Raw genomic sequence first — 18,301 nt, forward strand, 5'->3', positions numbered from 1 at the left:
TAATGAATAAGGAGTGTTTTTATGCCATCGATTATTTATTTATTAGCTTTAGCAATCTTTTGTATGACTACATCAGAATTTATGGTTGCAGGTATGATGAATGAACTTGCTCTTGCATTCCAGGTTCCTGTATCATCTATTGGGTATTTAATTTCAGCTTATGCAGGAGCAATGGTAATAGGAGGCCCCATTTTAACTGCAATCCTCTTACGAATGCGCAGCAAACAAGCATTATTGTTTTTAATGTTCATATTTTTAATTGGTCAATCGCTCGGAGCTATCGCTTGGAACTATGATATTATGATGATTTCACGTATTATAACTGGTATTGCTTCAGCTTCAGCTTTTGGAGTTGCGATTTCCTTTTCTGCGACATTGGTTCACTCTGATTCAAGGGGAAAAGCTGCATCAATTGTACTTGCAGGTTTAATGTTCGCAACTGTATTAGGTTTACCTATAACGACCGTTATTTCGCAATATTTTGGCTGGCGTATTAGTTTTGGGGCTGTTTCTGTTCTTGTGCTAGTATCAGGGATTATGATTCAACGGTTGTTACCATCCTCTTCAAATAAAGAGCAATTAAATTGGAAAGACGAACTTCTGCGATTTAAGAATATTCATCTTTGGGCAGCGTATATAACAAGTATGTTCATTATTGGTGGTACGTTTGCAGCATTTAGTTATTTCACTCCTATCTTTACAAATGTTACAGGGTTTTCAAGTGCAAGTATTCCATATTTACTTGCTCTCTATGGTAGTGCGACGGTAATTGGGAATATAATAATTGGCAAGTTCGCTGATAAATTTACAATGAAAATACTTACGGGTGGATTAATTATATTAATCATAGCGTTGTCTTTATTTGCTTTAAGTGCAGAGAATAAATACATTGCAGTGATTTCTACGATTTTTATTGGTTTAACTGGTGTAGCATTGAATCCAGCTATGGTTGCGAGGGTGATGAAGACAGCTAGTAATGGCATAATGATAAATACCGTTCATAGTTCTTTTATTACGCTAGGTATTGTTATTGGTTCGTCACTAGGTGGTATTGGGATCAGTAAAGGATATGGTTTTGTATCTCCGCTATGGATTGGAGCTTGTTTAGCTATCCTTGGGGTAATTTCGTTATTCCCATATTTACATAAAGGAAAGGCAGATTAAGATGTTTAAAATTTCTTTATATGAGGTACCGCCACATCGCTATCAAGCTAAGCTTATGCAAAGTCCATTTTAGGCGAAATTGTTTCTTTTTCTAAAGGGCAAGTGTAGGTGATTGAAAGATTTGCATACGAAATAAACCTTAACGGGTTTCACTTTTTTGAATTAAGCGGCTTGATTATCAGACATGGTACAATTGTAAACGACACCTAATATATCAAAGACCGTTTTTTTCTCATATCGATAAGATTTCCGCCCGTTTTGCTGTAGGAGGTTGAACAGGAGAATGAGAATCTTTGATAATTCTTGGGTGTCTTTCTGTATGGCTTGATAAATAAGAAAAAAATAATCTCTAATCATATATATGGCCTTATATTCACTCAGCTCTCGTTTCTTTTTCATAAGAAGTAATTGACGCATTTGAAACATAGTAGAAGAACAGAGGAGAATGGCGATCAGTTGCCCATACAAATGGCATTCTAATCTTTCTCGTTTTATCTTTTTACAATGGTGAATATAAAAGAATGATTTCCATGTTTTAAATAAAATCTCGATTTGCCAACGTAAAGAGTACAAATCATGTACTTGTCCCATCGAGACAATATCTGTAGAGGCGTTTGTCATATATACATTGATACCACTAAGTCGTTTGCTACGAGGAGAATACGTCATTCCTTTCTTTTTTTCTCGTATAGCTTGATCACGTAATCGTTTTTGTTGTTGTTCTTTTGTTAGCCGATGAACAATCACACGAGTTGGGACTTTATCAGTCATTCCTACATAAGCGTCGGATATTTCATATGTTTGTCCTGGTTGAAGAGAGCTCATTAAAACCTCCATATCTATCTGGATATACTCTGTACCTTTCTTGATTCTGCTATCTTGAAAATAATCAGGGATAGGATTTTTTTGATAAATACGTGTATTCGATTTAATACGTGAGATAGAATAAGCTTTTTTATCTTGTATATGTTAAAGATGTTTCAAATAAAAGAATGGGGCAGTTAATGTAGAAGCATTTGATAAAAAAATCGCATAAATGAATTCAAAAAATAGAAATACATTTAATAAAACATATATGGACTTTTCTTTAATATCATAGCTTCAGTTTAACGATAGATAATTACCATGTAATTAGCCGTGCTAAAAAATACATATGATATTTCTATCTCCAGAGTTATATAATAGTGAGCTGTTGTACGTTAATACCACGAAATTTCTTCAATTTCTTTTTTATACTCTTTTTCATCATCTTTGTTTAACTTTTTATTATTAATGTAAACATAGTGCCATTCATAATTTTGTTTTTCTAAATATACATAGAAAACTATTTGTACATGTTCTTTTTCACTATTATCATAACCTGTAAATTCAACTACATAATGTTTTCCTTCTTTTTTTATATACTTCCATTTCGAGTTAGTGGTAAAGGATTCTAATGTCTCTCCTTCTTCACTCCAACGTACAACATTTTTCACATTTGTTTGGGTTGGTAAATATGCTAATTTTATGTCCATAATGTAAAGAAATGATAATAAAAATAGATTGAGGCATAGCATAATTTCAATGTGAGTGCCACCTTTTGCTCGTAAATACAGGTCTTGTTGAGTTTGAGGTAAACTCTTCACTTTTCCTAGAATTTGTATAGCGTGCTTAAAATACCAACGATTACCGTCCCACCCTACAACAAAACAAAATTCTAAATATAAGACTATGTCTACCCACAATGGGATATCTATTAGATGGAAAATAATAAACCATGGAATTTGTAGTAGTCCTAAGAGAAAGAAAAGTTTATACATTTTTCGATATGCTATCCAAAATAACGTGAAGAAGAAGGCTATCCAATTCCAAGTATTTTCTTTTGCTGGATCTTTAACTTCTCCCCATTTAAAGTCATAATAAGATTTCTTATTTTGAACGATTTTAAGTAGTGCTGGAAATGATGTAGCTTCTCCATCTAAATTAGTTATTTTCATCAAAAATTCCTCTCAGTACTGTTTGCATATAATTAGAAAGTGAAGGTAAATCGACAGTTTCGTTTTTCATACTTCTTCAATATGTTATGTATTTTTATAAATTTAATTTTGGTATTTATCATTTTTCTCTAAAGTGTTTTGATGAAAATAATTCTTCATTCATCAGGCCAAAGTTCACTCATCAAATATATGAAATTGCAAATTATGGAGTTATCTCATGAAGTGAGACAACATTTACAGATTATTTCTGAAATGAGTGAAATGATAAATAGGAACATAGATCTCATTTCACTCCAACGTAGACACTACGATATATTAATTGGAAAGAGGAGTGAAATAAGTGTCATAACGCAAAGATTACAAATCGATATTAATGATATGGATGAACATTTTAATTCTTATATAAAAGAGTACAAATGAGTGATTTTCAAATAGTAGGTTCTCCATCTGCCATTTTCTATGATGAAGAGTATATTCCGAACCACAATGATATTGAATTAAGAATTCCAATTATATATGATAACACTGGAAATGTATCGCGGGATTGGGAGATAAAAAGCTAGATCAGCATCAAATTGTTACTACCTTACATCATGGGAGTTATGACGATATAGGTTACGATTATATGGCACTAGAAGAATGGATCAAGAATAATAGATATTCTGATAGTTGCTCCACTATATGAAGTCTATTTAAAGGGTCCCGAATGTGATTGTCCAGTGGAGGATTATGCGACGCAAATTTGATATTCGGTTATTAAAAAATAACAACAATAATGATTTGACCTTGACAATATGTTAACGTTTATTCTATTTTCAAAAGTAATTTATCTTAATAAAATAGGTAGAATCTAATTATTTAGTTCACATTTTAATCCAAGGGGTACAAATTTGATGCGACGTGAAAAGGATTTGTTGAAACAATGGAAGGCGGATTTGCAAGCTATTCAAGAAGAGAAGAGACTGAAGAAGAAGGCTAAGAAAAAGAATAAGAAATATAGCATTCCGGGTAATACAGTTGACTTCATGGATGGCAAGAATACTTATCGTAAAGAGAATGGGGTATGGAAACAAAGGAATAAATAAAGTGAGGATAAATGATTTTGATTAAGTGTATGGAAATTACTGTAGGTGCTGACATAATCTAGATAGCGTCTTATTTGTTGTTAAGGAAAGATACTGAAGCAAAAACAGAGTTTGTTAACAAATACACTAAAATTGCGAAAACTAAATTTGAAAACAAATACTATAGTAAATATGAATGGACCATACAGCGGGATAGTAAATGAAGAGATTCAATTTCATAGTGATGGTACAAAAAGTGAAAATGAAAAAGTTATTTCTTATCTATGGAACTTTGGAGATGATACAACAAGTACAGGAGCAAATCCTACCCATGTATATGGAGAAAAAGGAACATACACTGTGGAATTAACAGTAAAAGATAGTAGGGGAAAAGAAAGCAAAGAACAAACAAAGTTACTGTAAAACAAGATCCGCAAACAGGTGAATCCCATGAAGAGGAGAAGGTACTCCCGTTTAATACGCTTGTAAAAGGAAATCTGATTACTCCTGATCAAACAGATGTTTATACGTTTAATGTTACAGATCCAAAAGAAGTAGATATTTCTGTGGTAAATGAACAAAATATTGGGATGACATGGGTACTTTATCATGAATCAGACATGCAAAATTATGTAGCTTGTGGTGAAAATGAAGGAAATGTTATAAAGGGGAAATTTACAGCGAAACCAGGTAAATATTATTTAAATGTATATAAATTCGATGATAAAAACGGTGAATATTCATTATTAGTAAAATGAATTTATTTCTAACATGTATAGAATGATTGTTTTAAGGAGGAGTCTGTTAGGATAGGCTCCTCCTACTTTTTATTTACATATTAGAACCATTAAGAATAGAAAAAAATCGTGTTTGAAAAAAGTTTAATTATTTCCTATCTGCATTACTATAATATCAGACTCTTTTCTTTAATAAGTCTAAAAGTTAATGTACAAAATTCAAGTGCTTATAAGGAATACTTAGCTAACTGTTCACCCCAAGATGATAATTCAGTTTCAATAAATCCTGCTTTTTTATATACAAATTTAGCTGTAAGGTTTTCAGGAGCATATCCAATCATTATTTTAGAAATGTTTGGGTTATTATTGCTTCTTATCTTATCAATTACCAGAGGTATAGCTTGTTTACCTATACCTTGCCCTTGAAATTTTTTATCAATCATAAGTCTATAAATCCAATAATTATTATCATCAGGATCTATCCCAAACATAGTAAATCCTATCATTTTTTCATCAAGATAAATACCGTTTGCATAGAAATTATCTAGAAATTGAACTTCTGCGATAGAATAAAGGTTGGATGCAATAAATGTTTGTTGTTCTTCTGTAACAGAAAGTGTAATTGCTTCTTCCAAATTACTTTTGTCAATAGCCTTTAAATAAATCTTATTCAATCTGAAACTCTCCTTCCAATATTGAAGAGGAAGCACATAGTTTATGGGCTAGTGATACGTTATCCTCTTGTTTTTTTGCCCAATCAAATAGAAATATTTTCTCATCGACAACGCCTCCTTAAAGTTACAATTCAAAAAACATTATTATAATCAATATCAATATAAATATATTTTATCCACTATAAATTATTTTCCTGTTGAAAAGATTCTATTTTTCTGTCTAATTTATCCAAGGTATATGATACCAAGTATCGGGAGAATCTCTTTGCAAACAATTATATTTCACTTTGAATAAAGAATAATGTTTTTTGTTTTGGAGAAGAATATGATTGTTAACTTGATAGCAGTGTGGCGGTACACTATTGTCATCAACCTATTATTCTATGATTTTTGTTTCTATTTACTTATATTTTCATTGTTACTGAACTCTACTTCATTAAAAGTTTGTTTATACCCCAGATTACCTCGTGTGAAAATAAGAATAAGTAAAGCGACAAATCCCAATCCTATCACTACAAATATATCCGTATTCTTTATAACAGGGTTGGTGGAATGAGTTTGTGCTAAACTAAACGTATTTATACTCGCATGAATTAGTATGACAATAAATAAATTACCGTGATTGCAGTTATAGCTCCAAGTAAGAATGATTGAGATCGGCAAACATAGTAAAATAAAAATTGGCAAATGGATATATAGGAGAGAAAGGTCAGAACCCGGGCCACCCTTTTGTGCAGCCGTTAAGAAATGTGGAAGATGCCAGAAAGTCCACAAAACACTAAGTAGTAAAGTAGCTTTTAACGGTCCAAATTTCGATTGTAATCGAGGCAGAGCGAAACCACGCCATCCGATTTCCTCGGGTAAAGGCCCACCGAGAAAGAAAATTGCTATAAAAGAGAAGAGATAGGTTATAAAAAATTCAAAATTAAGGTCACGGAAAGTAGGTATCTCTCCATTTACTATTACCATACCCAGAAACATTGCAGCGGGGATAACGATGAGGGTAAAAAAGTACCACTTCAAACCGACCTTAGTAGTTAGAATGCTGTTTCTAATTTTTTTCCATGACTCTTTGCCTTCAAGAATTCGGATCATGATACATGCTGCTAGCATAGGACCTACAAATGCATTGGCATAAAAGAAAAGATTAAACATTTTTGTTTTCGGGAAAATACCCCATTGTGACAAGATAAATGGAATTAATACAACCCACGAGAAAACATATGCCATAAAAAAAAATGAAGTTAACGGATAGAATTCCAAATACCTTCTCAAACCTGTTGATGAATTTTTTGATTTTGTTAAATAATTCAACACAATCACCTCTTCATTTATATAAACCTGCATCCGTGCTAATTCTACATGTTTTGATAAAGAACCTTTTTGATGTAATAATGTTCACTAAAATTTATTTGGTTTGCCGGCTCCAAATAAGAGAAAAAAACTTGCAGAATCTTTCTGTAAGGTTTTTTCTTTAAAAGTATGAGCTATCAGTACTAAAAACCTACAGTACCATATCGAATCTTGTTTCATTAGTTAATTCAATAGTATTAGTAACATCAGTTGGAGAGTTATTTTTAGTTTAGTTTGATTCCTTCTCCTTATCAGCACGGAACTTGTTTAGCATCTCCATAATAATCCATAAGGGGACACCTTTATCTCTTAATATTTTCCATAAATCCATTTCAGTAAATTTGACACTAGATTGTTTTTCTTCTTTTTCTGATGACCGAATATCAAATTTGATAGCTAAATCATTAGTAGCTTCTTTTCCCTGAGTAGAAGGGAAGCCTTGAGTATTTTTTTCTGTACCCACAGTTGAATATATTGTAGATTGATTTACATTATGTGCATGTAACCCAAATTCCATTTCTTGCATATATTTTATATTAATTTAATATATAAATGTAATTGTTTTAAATGTGCTTTGTAAAAATAGCAAATACTAATTAAGTGTGAAGTTAAAATTCAATTCTATATAAATAGGGGTATCACCCATCGCTATCAAGCTAAGAAAGGTAAATGCCCCCAGAACGAGATTTTGTGCTAACTTGTAGCAAAATAGCTCATTTTTTCGTTTTGGGGGCATTTCTTTTTCTTAAGTTAATGGACATGTATGGTGACCTCTATTAGTCGATAGTGAATTAACAATTTCGGGGTTCAGTTCAACTTTATTCAAAATAAGATTTTTTTTGCAGTAAAATCAATGTTAGTGGAACTTTTTTAATCAAACTTTTTTAAAAATTAACATAAATACTTGCAATATTCAAATTAGTACTATATAGTTCTAGTTATGACAAAGATAAAATTAATGAATCAAAAACGTGTGATTGAAGTAGCTGCAACATTATTTTTAGAAAAAGGGTTTGCTTATACAAGTATGGATGAATTAGTACGTGTAAGCAAAGTTTCAAAGTCTAATGTGTATTATCACTTTTCTAATAAGGAAGTATTATTAGAAGGGGTCGTTGATTATTGGATTGAAATGTATCAATCTGCAATTGATGACGTACTTTCTCAGAACCAATTTTTAGTTGAAGATCGTATCCAACTGTTTTTAAAGCAATTATCACAAGGAGTTCAGTCGAGAGAGTATAAGGGGAGCTGTCCATTTATTACTCTTTATATTCAAAGTCCTACACAGGCCACGCAAATAAAAGAAAAAATAGGTCTTTTTTTTACAGGATTACAAAAGAAAGTTTCTCTATTACTTAAACAAGGGGTAGAGAATGGAGAATTTAGAAATACGATTAATATTGATGAGGTTGCATCACTTTTTATTACAAATCTTGAAGGAGCGTTATTTATTTCAGAAACATTGAAGGATGCAACTGTAATCACGAAAACAGCAGATCATTTTTTAAAATTGCTTCGATAAAAGAAGCATTTTTTTTACATCAAATTAGTACTAAATAGTACTAAAAGGGGGATTTTATATGAGAACAGTATTTTTAACTGGTGGAACAGGCTTTATTGGAAAGCAATTAGTAAAAGAATTAGCCAAAGAGGATGTTAAAATTCTTTTTTTAGTGAGGTCGAAAAATAAAGCAACACGCCTTTTTCAAGAAAGAGGCATCTTAAAAAAGGAAGTTATGCACTTTATTGAAGGTGATTTGACGAAAATAGATTTAGGTCTAAGTGCTGAAGATAAGGAGAGGGTATTGAAAACGGATGTGATTATTCACGCAGGAGGCCCCATGGATATTCAAGCGACAAGTAAAGAGGCAGCTTCCGTATTTTTAAATGGCGCCAAACATATTAGTGAATTAGCTAAAAGTATTCATCAATTGAAGGGTTTGCAACAATTTATTCATGTTGTAGGTTATATGAGTCCTTTTGATGATAAAAATAGCAAGATTGCAATTGATGTGTTTAAAGAAGGAAACAATTATTTGAAAATAAAAAATCCATATGAGAGAACAAAATTTTTAGCAGATCTTTATATCCGTCAGCAGGCATCAGCAGTAGGTTATCCGCTTTCTGTAATTAATCCGCCAACTGTAGTCGGTAGTAGTAAAACAGGGAGTACAGAGCAGATAGCAGGATTAGGTTTGCTTGTGATGAGTATGCGAAGAGGGCTCATGCCAGTGATTCCTGGAGGTAAGGGATATAGGTTACCACTTATTTCAAACGATGAGCTTGCGAAGTTTATTGTGCAGGTTTTCAGATTGGAGCAACCGACTATTCAAACATATACACTTGTTGAAGACAAACAGCACGATCAAAACATTGATGAATTATTAAGTATCATGTCGGAAAGTATGAATATGAGGGCACCAAAAATCTCTGTTCCAATGCCATTTATGAAAGCAATTATGAATAGTGGAGGAAGTAAAATAACAAAAATTCCTTCTGATGGACTGAATTTTATTACAAAACAAAAATTTTTAAATGTTTCAGCGAAAAAAATTATGGGAGGAGATTGGTTTAAGGAGACGAATGTAATGAAATTTTTCCCTGCCGTAGTAGCTGATCTGGATTATCGAATGATGTATCAAAATGGCCAACATAATCAATTATTTAAACGAACATTATGCGATAACACTACCCTTTACCAATTACAAGGAAAGGGTAAACCGTTTATATTATTACATGGTTTATTGAGTGATGGAGAGGATTTATTTCCTTTAGCACAAGAGCTTCATGAAAAAACTGGTCAACCTGTATGGATTTTGGATCTTCCAGGTTTGGGACGTTCTCCTTTTAAACGAGAGAAAAATCTTCTAGATATCTATTTGAATGTAGTGAAAAAGTTATTGGAGAAAGCTACGAATGGTGCACATCTAATTGGCCATTCATTCGGTGCGTTTATTCTTCTGGAAGCGTTGGTACAAGAGTACATAGATAAGAAGTATTCAATCACTTTACTTCAGCCACCTGTTGCTAAAAAAATGCTAAATCGCTAAATGTTCCTCAATTTATGAACAAATGGACATTAAAATTGGCAACTACTAATTTGATAGAGCGTTATTTATTAAGTAATGGTTTGTTTGAAAGTATGGAGAGCATTCCTGAACATTATATTGAAAAAATAAGAAACAGTTTTACTTCTCCCAGAATTTTAAATACTACGGTCCAGCTTAACAGTTTACTACTAAAAAATGATCAAGGTGATTTCAATGAAGTAACAAAGTATAACCTTCACATTATTTGGGGGGATTATGACAGAGGCTATTCTGCTCCATCGCATCTTGGTAAGGTTGATTTTGTTCCATATGGCCATCATTTTCCTCTTAGCCATCCGAGTGAAACGGCAACATTAGTAATAAAAAATAGTAATAGTAGCAGATGAGAGTGTGGGATAAATAAAAAGTGTGTAGTAAGATCGTTGTGTCTTTGAAATAAAATCGTACTGTTTGGAGTCCCGCGAACAAGACGCGAATTTTGCACGCTAAGCAAAAAAACAATAAGCTGTCCACATGGACAGCTTATTTACATTATTCTCGTTATTGGAAGTTATTTTTAACTTTTCCTGATCTGAAAGAGTCAATCTTTTTTTATATAATTTATCAATAATTATTCTTTTTTCTCCGGCTGATAGGAAAGAATAACGACACCTGAATTGGTCGTTCTTGTTTCTATAAGTTTTAATGCTTTTGTATTACTCTGGTCTTTAAAGAGACGCTTTCCGCTCCCTACGATAACGGGATTGATTATAAAGTGATATTCATCAATGAGGTCATGTTGCATCAATGTCTGTATAAGCTCACCACTACCATAAATTAAAAGGTTCTGACCGGGCTGTTCCTTCAGTTTCGATATTTCTTCTACAATATTACCCTTGATAAGATTTGCATTCCATTCGGTTTTTTCCAAAGTTGTTGAAGCAACAAATTTAGGTATGCTGTTCATTTTATCAGCAAAACCCTCTTCATCAGTCATAGAAGGCCAGGCAGCTGCAAAACCTTGATAGGTTACTCGCCCTAGTAGAAGCGCTTCACTTTCAAACAGTAAATCGGATTGAAACTTTGCTACTTCTTCATTGAAGTATGGAGCAGTCCAAGCTGGTTCCTCCATGACACCATCTAGTGAGAGGTACATCGATACAATTATTTGTCCCATTTTATTCTCCTTTAATTTTAAATTGAGATTTTTACATATTGGTAACACAATTATTAATTCTCCAGCTAGAGAAATTCTCCCTTTTTAATAGTTTCGACAAAATGTATTAATATATGTTTCGGAATAACTCAATATATATTAATAACTTTGAAATATTGTATAACTTCTAATTTTTATGCATCATTGATTAGCATTGCTTATTGTGCTAATGAATCAGGATAGTGTGGCGACCGACTAAATAGTTGCTTATCCTCATTTATTTAGAAGGGAAGTTCTATCATTTCGCGAATTAATTAGACATAGACGAGTGCTATAATTTTCTATATCTACATAAAGAGGTGACTACGCATGAATCAAAGACCGTCAGAAGTAGAATATGCCGGGAGCTCCGGCGAATATATCCGTTTGGTGCCGGACGGTAACATCATCGACATTTTGCTCGCCCAGGAAAAGCAAATGACCGAGCTCCTGGCATCGTTGACCGAAAGCCAGGCCGCATATCGGTATGCGGAAGGAAAATGGACACTGAAAGAAGTTGTGGGCCACATTACAGACGCGGAACGCGTCATGACCTACCGCCTGCTCCGGTTCGCAAGAGGGGACCAGACGCCTCTGACTGGTTTCGATCAGGAATTATTCATACCTCCTTTCGGAAGCTGGACAACCGCGCAATTGGCCGAAGACTACCGGGCCGTACGGCAATCAACGATTACATTGCTGCGCGGGCTACCGGCTGAGGCGTGGACCCGCAAGGGCACAGCCAACAACCTAAGCATTACGGCGCGCGCCCTCGCGTACGGCGTCGCAGGACACGAACTTCATCACATGGCGGTCATCCGAAATCGGTATTTGAGTTAATCGCCGGCTGAGGCCATTGGAATGGAACTAACACCTATCATACAATCTTTTAGATACCGTTCTTATGGGGGGCCCGCCCCACAACCATCTTAGACAATTTTTGAAATTAAAAGCACGTTACTATTCTCTTATGTTAATGAGAATAGTAACGTGCTTTTTATGAATATGCACCAAAAACAAGAGCATATCGATTTTTCTCATTTTGGGGTATTTGTTTTTCTTAGATTGAGGGTGATGGGGCACTACTCTATAATGATCAAATTAAAATTTAAAATAGTTATAGAGACTCCATTTCTCGGAAATATTGTAACTATTAAGTTGTAAAAAGAACCATAGTTTTTCATTTTTGAAAAGGTTATGGTCTTTTTTAATTGTAACAAAGATATGATGCGAGGAAGTTTTTTAGATAAATCAAAAAAACTTGATTAACCAGTTGCATAAAGAACTCACCAACGTATATACTATAAACATCAAAAAAAGTTGATGAAGGGAAGTGAACTACAGTGGCACAAAATTTTCAGCTCTATGAGAAAAAATTTAAAGCGTTGGCGGATCAGAAACGCTTAGAAATCATGTATGAACTTTGCCAGCGAGGACAGACGTGTGTATGTGATTTAACTGAAGTTTTTGAAATGACGCAATCTAAGTTGTCATATCATTTAAAGATTTTATTAGATGCAGGTTTAATTGTAAAAGAAACAAAAGGTACGTGGAGTTATTATGATTTAAATGATGCGGAAGTGAATAATTTATTATCAGAAGAATTGTGCTGTATCTTTAGAAAAACAGGAAAAGGTAGCTGTTGTTAAAATTTTGCGCTATTAATCAAAAAAAATTGAATAACGATATATAAAGAGGAGGAATAAGGTATGAGATATGTTCACGTCGGTATAAACGTTACGAATTTAGAGAAGTCTATTGAATTTTATGAAAAAGTATTTGGTGTATTACCAGTTAAAGTGAAAACAGATTATGCAAAATTTTTATTAGAGACGCCAGGACTTAATTTCACGCTGAACGTGCGAGATGAAGTGAAGGGAAATCAAGTAAATCATTTTGGTTTCCAAGTGGATACAGCTGAAGAAATTACATTACATAAAGAACGATTAGAAAAAGAAGGTTTCTTCGCGCGTGATGAGATGGATACGACTTGTTGCTATGCAGTACAAGATAAGTTTTGGGTAACGGATCCCGATGGTAATGAGTGGGAGTTCTTTTATACAAAAGCAGATAGTGATGTTCATAAAATAGAAGATCCATCTTGTTGCACGACTTCAAATGAGATAGTTAAAAATTCTTGCTGTTAATAGGAGATGGAAAATAAAATGAAACGTTTATCTTTTCTAGACCGATATTTAACACTATGGATCTTTCTAGCGATGGCTGTTGGGATTGGTTTAGGGTTTGTGTTCCCTAGTGTAGTAGACGGACTGAATACATTACAGGTTGGAACGACGTCTATTCCGCTTGCTGTTGGATTAATTATAATGATGTATCCACCGTTAGCGAAAGTTCGCTATGAGGAAATGGGCCGAGTATTTAAAGATGTAAAAGTGTTAGTGCTATCTTTAGTACAAAATTGGATTATTGGTCCGGTACTTATGTTTGTGTTAGCAATTATTTTTCTTCCTGATAAACCAGAATACATGGTTGGTCTCATTATGATTGGGTTAGCACGTTGTATTGCAATGGTAATTGTTTGGAACGATCTTGCTGATGGGGATAAAGAGTATGCGGCAGGTTTAGTTGCTTTTAATTCGGTATTTCAAATGCTCTTTTTCTCAGTTTATGCATACGTATTTGTAACTGTAATTCCAGAATGGTTAGGGATTGAAGGTGCTATTGTCGATATTACAATGATAGAAGTAGCAAAATCAGTATTTATCTATTTGGGAATTCCTTTTATAGCAGGTATGTTGACACGCTTTGTACTAGTTAAGTTAAAAGGAAGACAGTGGTATGAAAAGGTGTTTATACCTAAAATTAGTCCACTTACATTACTTGCATTGCTATTTACGATCATCGTTATGTTCTCTTTAAAAGGAGAGATGATTGTTAGCGTGCCACTAGATGTGGTAAGAATAGCGATTCCGTTATTAATCTATTTTATTGTAATGTTTTTTGTTTCTTTCTTTATGGGAAGAAAAATTGGTGCAAACTATCCGGTAACAACAACGTTAGCATTTACAGCAGGTAGTAATAACTTTGAGTTAGCGATTGCTGTAGCGGTTGGTGTGTTTGGTATTCATTCGGGCGCAGCATTCGCAGCTGTCATTGGACCGTTAGTCGAAGTACCTGTCATGATTGCACTTGTAAATGTCGCTTTTTGGTTTAAACGTAAATATTTTAATGATCAATCAACTTAAAAACAAAGGTGGAAAACAACATGGCAAACAAAAAGACAATTTACTTTTTATGCACAGGAAATTCATGCCGAAGCCAAATGGCAGAAGCATGGGGAAAACAATATTTAGGGGATAAGTGGAATGTGTATTCTGCAGGTATTGAAGCACATGGAGTGAATCCAAATGCGATTAAAGCAATGAATGAAGTGAATATCGATATAACAAATCAAACATCAGATATAATTGATGCAAACATTTTAAATAGTGCTGACTTAGTCGTTACACTTTGTAGTCATGCGGATTCTGTTTGTCCATCTACTCCGCCGCATGTGAATCGTGTTCACTGGGGATTTGATGATCCAGCAGGAAAAGAGTGGTCTGAATTTCAACGTGTTCGCGATGAAATTGGTGAACGTATAAAGCGATTTTCTGAAATTGGGGAATAAATAAAGGCAAGAGCCAATCTTCTATTGTGTTGGAGATTGGCTCTTTTTTATTATGTATTTCATTTACTTATCGCATCGCTTTAAAACCACTCTTAGGAGTAATACAGAATATTATGTGAAGATGGTAAAGTTTCATTTTATAAATTTTACTTTATTAAAAGTTGATTTGTTAGAAAGGATAATCATTTATTGCTATAATGAATGGATGCGTGGCAGGAAATAGATAGAAAGATACTGCTAGTAATTTATACTTCAAATGTAGGGAGATTGAACAGAGTTATGGGGAATGAAAAGGAAATTAGTTCCGCTAAATTAATATGGAAGATGACGCGCCCGCATACATTAACGGCGACGTTTTCTCCTGTAATTTTAGGGACAGTGGCATCACTTTATGTTGCCAAAATTGATTGGCTTTTATTTATTGCGATGATGCTTGCATGTTTAGCGCTGCAAATAGCAACGAACTTATTTAATGAGTACTATGATTTCAAACGTGGATTAGATACCGCTGAATCCGTTGGCATCGGTGGCGGAATTGTCCGTCATGGATTGAAGCCAAAAAATGTGTTAACAGTTGCGCTTTTATTATATGTCGTAGCAGCTTTTATTGGCATTTATATTTGTATGAATAGTAGTTGGTGGTTAGTGGTTATTGGTTTAATTGGGATGGCAGTTGGCTATTTATATACAGGCGGTCCATTACCAATTGCGTACACCCCGTTTGGAGAATTAGTTTCTGGGTTGTTAATGGGGACATGTTTTGTACTCATTGCTTTCTTTATTCAAACGAATACTGTAACGATTGAAAGTGTATTGATTTCCATTCCAATTGGAATTTTAGTAGGTGCAATCAATATGTCAAATAACATCCGAGATATCGAAGAAGATATTAAAGGTGGAAGAAAGACATTAGTAATCCTCCTTGGGAGAGAAAAAGCTGTGGTAACACTAGCGGTAGCCTTTTTCATTGCGTATTTATGGATTGCCGTAATTGTATTAATGGGTTATATAAGCCCTTGGGCATTAGTTATGTTCTTAGGTTTGAGAAAGCCAATTTCTGCGATTCAAAGTTTCCAAAAAGGGGCAAAGGATCCTGGATATATGCGCATCGCAATGAAATCAACAGCGATGACAAATACGATTTTCGGCTTCTTATTATCAGCAGGATTATTAATTAGTTATTTGTTTTAAATAACTTAACCCCAATTTCTCGATTTTAATATAGAGAAATTGGGGTTTTATTTTGAGTTTTTTTACGTTATAAACTATTATCATTTGAAATGTATATACCAATAAATTGCAACTTCATCACTTGTCTTATCCAAACCTTTATAAACAAGAAAATCAAACCCACCAATTACAAATCCACATTTTTCATAAAATTTACATGCTGCGACATTATTATTTTGCGTTTCAAGCATGATACCTGGCATATTTCCTTTTTTTGCCCACTGCTTTGCTTGATCAACTAATTTTTTGCCAACTCCGATTGTACGATATTTTTTATCTACCGTTATATCTTCTATGTAAGCATAGTGGTTCCAATTCTTTTTCAATACCATTAATCCAATGATTTGGTTATGTAACAGAGCTATGTAAATGACTTGATTAGGTTTATTTATATATTCATTGTAAGCCAGTTCTTCATTATCATCTTGATTTTGTAAATAACTTTTTTCATAACTTGGAACGTCTTCTACTGTATATTCTATGCGTCTATTTCCTTTGGAAAGAGAAAGAATTAACCGAGCATTCACTATAAAACTGTCATCAATCTCCGGGAGATTATCTAAATCATTTGTTTCTAACTCTCTAATTACAAGGTTCATCGGAGTACCTCCACATAATAATATTTCTTCTAGTTCTTCATTTGGTTCAAATGAATGCCAATTACAAAATTATAATAGAATTTCAATAGTACGGCCATCTCTGTATTTTATCTTTATACCGGTATGCTATTATCTTGATGTAAAAATGTTATTTAGAAAGAGTAGTATTTTTTATTTTGGATGTATATCCAGTTTTCAAATTTAACTGTAGTAGAGAAACAAATATTTTTTTAAAGAGTGGATGTAATAGGCTATTCTTTAACTAATTTCGACATTATCTGCATTTTATCTTCACCTTCCTCTATTAATCTATTTATTGTAAATATCAGCTGAAGTTAATGTTTAGCTGCATAAATAATGAATATGAAAATGAGTAGGGAAAGGATCGAAACATAATGAAAGAATCACAAAATAAGAAAAAAACAAGTGTAGTAACTAAGGCAATACTATCTCTAGGAGTTGTTTTAGCAACGACCTTTTTCACGTTCTTTTTAATAGGGAAATGGAACTCTATCCCAGCGAAAGGGGTAGCTAATGAAAATATTAGGCTAGCTAATACGCAACAACAAAAAAAGAAAGAGGACACATCACTGGCAAAACAGAAAAGACCTGATGGAAAACCAGTAGGACAGGTTGTTTATTTAACATTTGATGACGGTCCTAGCGAATTAACTGGGAAATTTTTAGATGTACTAAAAGAGCAACATGTTGCTTCGACATTTTTTATGCAAGGTAGCAATTTACAGAATACCGGTTTTCAGGAAAATGTAAAACGAGCAGTAAAAGAAGGACATTATATTGGTGCACATAGTATGACACATAATAGTGATAAGCTATACAAAAAAGGACAATTTGTAACGGAGATGAAAGAAACGTTAGCTCTTATTCATAATATTACAGGTACAACTCCTAAACTAGTCCGTCCGCCATATGGATCTGCACCAGGATTAAAGGGGCAGGACATTCGTAACAAAATTGTAGAAGCAGGAATAAAAGTTTGGGATTGGACGATAGATTCAAATGATTGGAAATTAAAAGGTAACCCACAGCAAATTATAGAAAATGTAAAGCGTACAACAACAGAAGATGTGGAAGTAGTTCTAATGCATGAAAAACTACAGACATTACAAGCGCTTCCGGAAATTATTAAATTTTATAAGGAAAAAGGATATGAATTCGGGGTATACAATGAAGCGGATCATTTTCAACTAAACTTCCAGAAAGATCAACGTCTATAGTATAAACATAATTATTTTAAAAAGGTGTTTTCCATTACTAAATCCATAACTAAGCCAAAAGTCGATTTCTTATTTTATAAAGAAATCGGCTTTTTCATTTGTATATTACGTTACAAGAGTTTCCTTATTTTCTCCGGAATGTCCTTTTTAGAAATCTATGCAACAGAGTCTTTATAGTAAGAGTATTTTGTTGGGGGTAATCAAAAAAACGTATATTGCAATATAAAAATTCACTTTAATACTAAAGGATACATGACAACGATTCCTATAAATTCTTCTCAATAATTGAAAATAAAATCAATCCAGATTATTATATTGTTATTGTAATTATAAATGTAATTACATTTTATTGAAGACCTGCGGTAGTATGTCAACTGAGAAATAACAAAGTTTAAAGTTGTCAAAGGT

The 18,301-nt window shown here is 33.4% G+C and carries 15 protein-coding genes and 5 pseudogenes; 13 read left to right on the forward strand and 7 right to left on the reverse strand.

From position 1 onward, the window contains the following. The first annotated feature begins 21 nt into the window (after window positions 1–21). A complete protein-coding gene (locus tag CQ064_RS31050; protein WP_001139228.1) occupies window positions 22–1,164 on the forward strand; it encodes an MFS transporter in 1,143 nt (380 codons plus the stop codon). Between the two features lie 162 nt (window positions 1,165–1,326). Here the strand turns inward: CQ064_RS31050 and CQ064_RS31055 are convergent. Next, a pseudogene (locus tag CQ064_RS31055) lies at window positions 1,327–2,133 on the reverse strand (IS4 family transposase); the annotation flags it as partial. Between the two features lie 230 nt (window positions 2,134–2,363). After that, window positions 2,364–3,140, reverse strand: coding sequence for a DUF2628 domain-containing protein (locus tag CQ064_RS31060; RefSeq protein ID WP_000705263.1), 777 nt, complete (start codon window positions 3,138–3,140; stop codon window positions 2,364–2,366). A 141-nt stretch (window positions 3,141–3,281) separates the two neighbouring features. On the opposite strand from CQ064_RS31060, the pseudogene CQ064_RS33230 reads away from it, so the two are divergent. The 3 genes and pseudogenes from CQ064_RS33230 to CQ064_RS31080 form a co-directional block, all read left to right on the forward strand. Beyond that, window positions 3,282–3,886: pseudogene (locus tag CQ064_RS33230) on the forward strand (GyrI-like domain-containing protein); the annotation flags it as partial. A gap of 147 nt (window positions 3,887–4,033) precedes the next feature. Continuing rightward, the gene (locus CQ064_RS31075) at window positions 4,034–4,225 is read left to right on the forward strand and encodes a hypothetical protein (protein WP_001250594.1); all 192 of its coding nucleotides are present in this window, start codon (window positions 4,034–4,036) and stop codon (window positions 4,223–4,225) included. A 150-nt stretch (window positions 4,226–4,375) separates the two neighbouring features. Further along, window positions 4,376–4,962: pseudogene (locus CQ064_RS31080) on the forward strand (PKD domain-containing protein); the annotation flags it as partial. Between the two features lie 206 nt (window positions 4,963–5,168). Here the strand turns inward: CQ064_RS31080 and CQ064_RS31085 are convergent. The 3 genes and pseudogenes from CQ064_RS31085 to CQ064_RS31095 form a co-directional block, all read right to left on the reverse strand. Then, window positions 5,169–5,615, reverse strand: a complete 447-nt coding sequence (locus CQ064_RS31085) for a GNAT family N-acetyltransferase (RefSeq protein ID WP_001034040.1) — start codon at window positions 5,613–5,615, stop codon at window positions 5,169–5,171. Window positions 5,616–6,011: 396 nt separating this feature from the next. Then, the gene (locus CQ064_RS31090; protein WP_003270963.1) at window positions 6,012–6,962 is read right to left on the reverse strand and encodes a CPBP family intramembrane glutamic endopeptidase; all 951 of its coding nucleotides are present in this window, start codon (window positions 6,960–6,962) and stop codon (window positions 6,012–6,014) included. A 157-nt stretch (window positions 6,963–7,119) separates the two neighbouring features. Further along, window positions 7,120–7,485: pseudogene (locus CQ064_RS31095) on the reverse strand (DUF3914 domain-containing protein). 441 nt (window positions 7,486–7,926) lie between these two features. Here CQ064_RS31095 and CQ064_RS31100 point away from each other — a divergent pair. Then, entirely contained in the window at window positions 7,927–8,493 is a 567-nt protein-coding gene (locus CQ064_RS31100) for a TetR/AcrR family transcriptional regulator (protein ID WP_001072324.1), read from the forward strand. Between the two features lie 58 nt (window positions 8,494–8,551). Beyond that, a pseudogene (locus CQ064_RS31105) lies at window positions 8,552–10,407 on the forward strand (alpha/beta fold hydrolase). A 224-nt stretch (window positions 10,408–10,631) separates the two neighbouring features. Here the strand turns inward: CQ064_RS31105 and CQ064_RS31110 are convergent. After that, window positions 10,632–11,177 (reverse strand): dihydrofolate reductase family protein, encoded by a 546-nt coding sequence (locus CQ064_RS31110; protein ID WP_000529752.1) that lies wholly within the window; start codon window positions 11,175–11,177, stop codon window positions 10,632–10,634. 348 nt (window positions 11,178–11,525) lie between these two features. Between CQ064_RS31110 and CQ064_RS31115 the strand changes: the two genes are divergently transcribed. From CQ064_RS31115 to menA, 6 genes are all read left to right on the forward strand, one after another. Further along, window positions 11,526–12,035 (forward strand): DinB family protein, encoded by a 510-nt coding sequence (locus CQ064_RS31115; protein WP_001076324.1) that lies wholly within the window; start codon window positions 11,526–11,528, stop codon window positions 12,033–12,035. Between the two features lie 503 nt (window positions 12,036–12,538). After that, window positions 12,539–12,844 carry an arsenical resistance operon transcriptional regulator ArsR gene (gene arsR / locus CQ064_RS31125; RefSeq protein ID WP_002026021.1) on the forward strand — a complete coding sequence of 102 codons (306 nt, stop codon included), beginning with the start codon at window positions 12,539–12,541 and terminating at the stop codon, window positions 12,842–12,844. Between the two features lie 60 nt (window positions 12,845–12,904). Then, window positions 12,905–13,342 carry an ArsI/CadI family heavy metal resistance metalloenzyme gene (locus CQ064_RS31130; protein WP_001271003.1) on the forward strand — a complete coding sequence of 146 codons (438 nt, stop codon included), beginning with the start codon at window positions 12,905–12,907 and terminating at the stop codon, window positions 13,340–13,342. A gap of 18 nt (window positions 13,343–13,360) precedes the next feature. Beyond that, a complete protein-coding gene (gene arsB / locus CQ064_RS31135; RefSeq protein ID WP_000826550.1) occupies window positions 13,361–14,401 on the forward strand; it encodes an ACR3 family arsenite efflux transporter in 1,041 nt (346 codons plus the stop codon). Between the two features lie 20 nt (window positions 14,402–14,421). Then, the gene (arsC, locus tag CQ064_RS31140; protein ID WP_001284548.1) at window positions 14,422–14,826 is read left to right on the forward strand and encodes an arsenate reductase (thioredoxin); all 405 of its coding nucleotides are present in this window, start codon (window positions 14,422–14,424) and stop codon (window positions 14,824–14,826) included. Between the two features lie 279 nt (window positions 14,827–15,105). Continuing rightward, window positions 15,106–16,017 carry a 1,4-dihydroxy-2-naphthoate polyprenyltransferase gene (gene menA / locus CQ064_RS31145; RefSeq protein ID WP_000526090.1) on the forward strand — a complete coding sequence of 304 codons (912 nt, stop codon included), beginning with the start codon at window positions 15,106–15,108 and terminating at the stop codon, window positions 16,015–16,017. A gap of 80 nt (window positions 16,018–16,097) precedes the next feature. Here menA and satA read toward each other — a convergent pair whose 3' ends face one another. Then, on the reverse strand, window positions 16,098–16,655 hold the full coding sequence (satA, locus tag CQ064_RS31150; protein WP_001054996.1) for a streptothricin N-acetyltransferase SatA: 558 nt from the start codon (window positions 16,653–16,655) through the stop codon (window positions 16,098–16,100). 395 nt (window positions 16,656–17,050) lie between these two features. Here satA and CQ064_RS31155 point away from each other — a divergent pair, with 395 nt between their 5' ends. Beyond that, window positions 17,051–17,893, forward strand: coding sequence for a polysaccharide deacetylase family protein (locus CQ064_RS31155; protein WP_000665167.1), 843 nt, complete (start codon window positions 17,051–17,053; stop codon window positions 17,891–17,893). Window positions 17,894–18,301: the final 408 nt, after the last annotated feature.

Source organism: Bacillus sp. MYb78 (assembly GCF_002975115.1).
Taxonomy (GTDB): Bacteria; Bacillota; Bacilli; order Bacillales; family Bacillaceae_G; genus Bacillus_A; species Bacillus_A cereus.

What these genes read in the sequence shown, in the direction of transcription:
- CQ064_RS31115 (WP_001076324.1), top strand. Translation starts at nt 11,526, where the DNA reads ATGAATCAAAGACCGTCAGAAGTAGAATATGCCGGGAGCTCCGGCGAA.
- arsB (WP_000826550.1), top strand. Translation starts at nt 13,361, where the DNA reads ATGAAACGTTTATCTTTTCTAGACCGATATTTAACACTATGGATCTTT.
- CQ064_RS31090 (WP_003270963.1), bottom strand. Translation starts at nt 6,962, where the DNA reads ATGCAGGTTTATATAAATGAAGAGGTGATTGTGTTGAATTATTTAACA.
- satA (WP_001054996.1), bottom strand. Translation starts at nt 16,655, where the DNA reads ATGAACCTTGTAATTAGAGAGTTAGAAACAAATGATTTAGATAATCTC.
- CQ064_RS31060 (WP_000705263.1), bottom strand. Translation starts at nt 3,140, where the DNA reads ATGAAAATAACTAATTTAGATGGAGAAGCTACATCATTTCCAGCACTA.
- CQ064_RS31110 (WP_000529752.1), bottom strand. Translation starts at nt 11,177, where the DNA reads ATGGGACAAATAATTGTATCGATGTACCTCTCACTAGATGGTGTCATG.
- CQ064_RS31075 (WP_001250594.1), top strand. Translation starts at nt 4,034, where the DNA reads ATGCGACGTGAAAAGGATTTGTTGAAACAATGGAAGGCGGATTTGCAA.
- CQ064_RS31100 (WP_001072324.1), top strand. Translation starts at nt 7,927, where the DNA reads ATGAATCAAAAACGTGTGATTGAAGTAGCTGCAACATTATTTTTAGAA.
- CQ064_RS31155 (WP_000665167.1), top strand. Translation starts at nt 17,051, where the DNA reads ATGAAAGAATCACAAAATAAGAAAAAAACAAGTGTAGTAACTAAGGCA.
- CQ064_RS31050 (WP_001139228.1), top strand. Translation starts at nt 22, where the DNA reads ATGCCATCGATTATTTATTTATTAGCTTTAGCAATCTTTTGTATGACT.
- CQ064_RS31130 (WP_001271003.1), top strand. Translation starts at nt 12,905, where the DNA reads ATGAGATATGTTCACGTCGGTATAAACGTTACGAATTTAGAGAAGTCT.
- arsC (WP_001284548.1), top strand. Translation starts at nt 14,422, where the DNA reads ATGGCAAACAAAAAGACAATTTACTTTTTATGCACAGGAAATTCATGC.
- menA (WP_000526090.1), top strand. Translation starts at nt 15,106, where the DNA reads ATGGGGAATGAAAAGGAAATTAGTTCCGCTAAATTAATATGGAAGATG.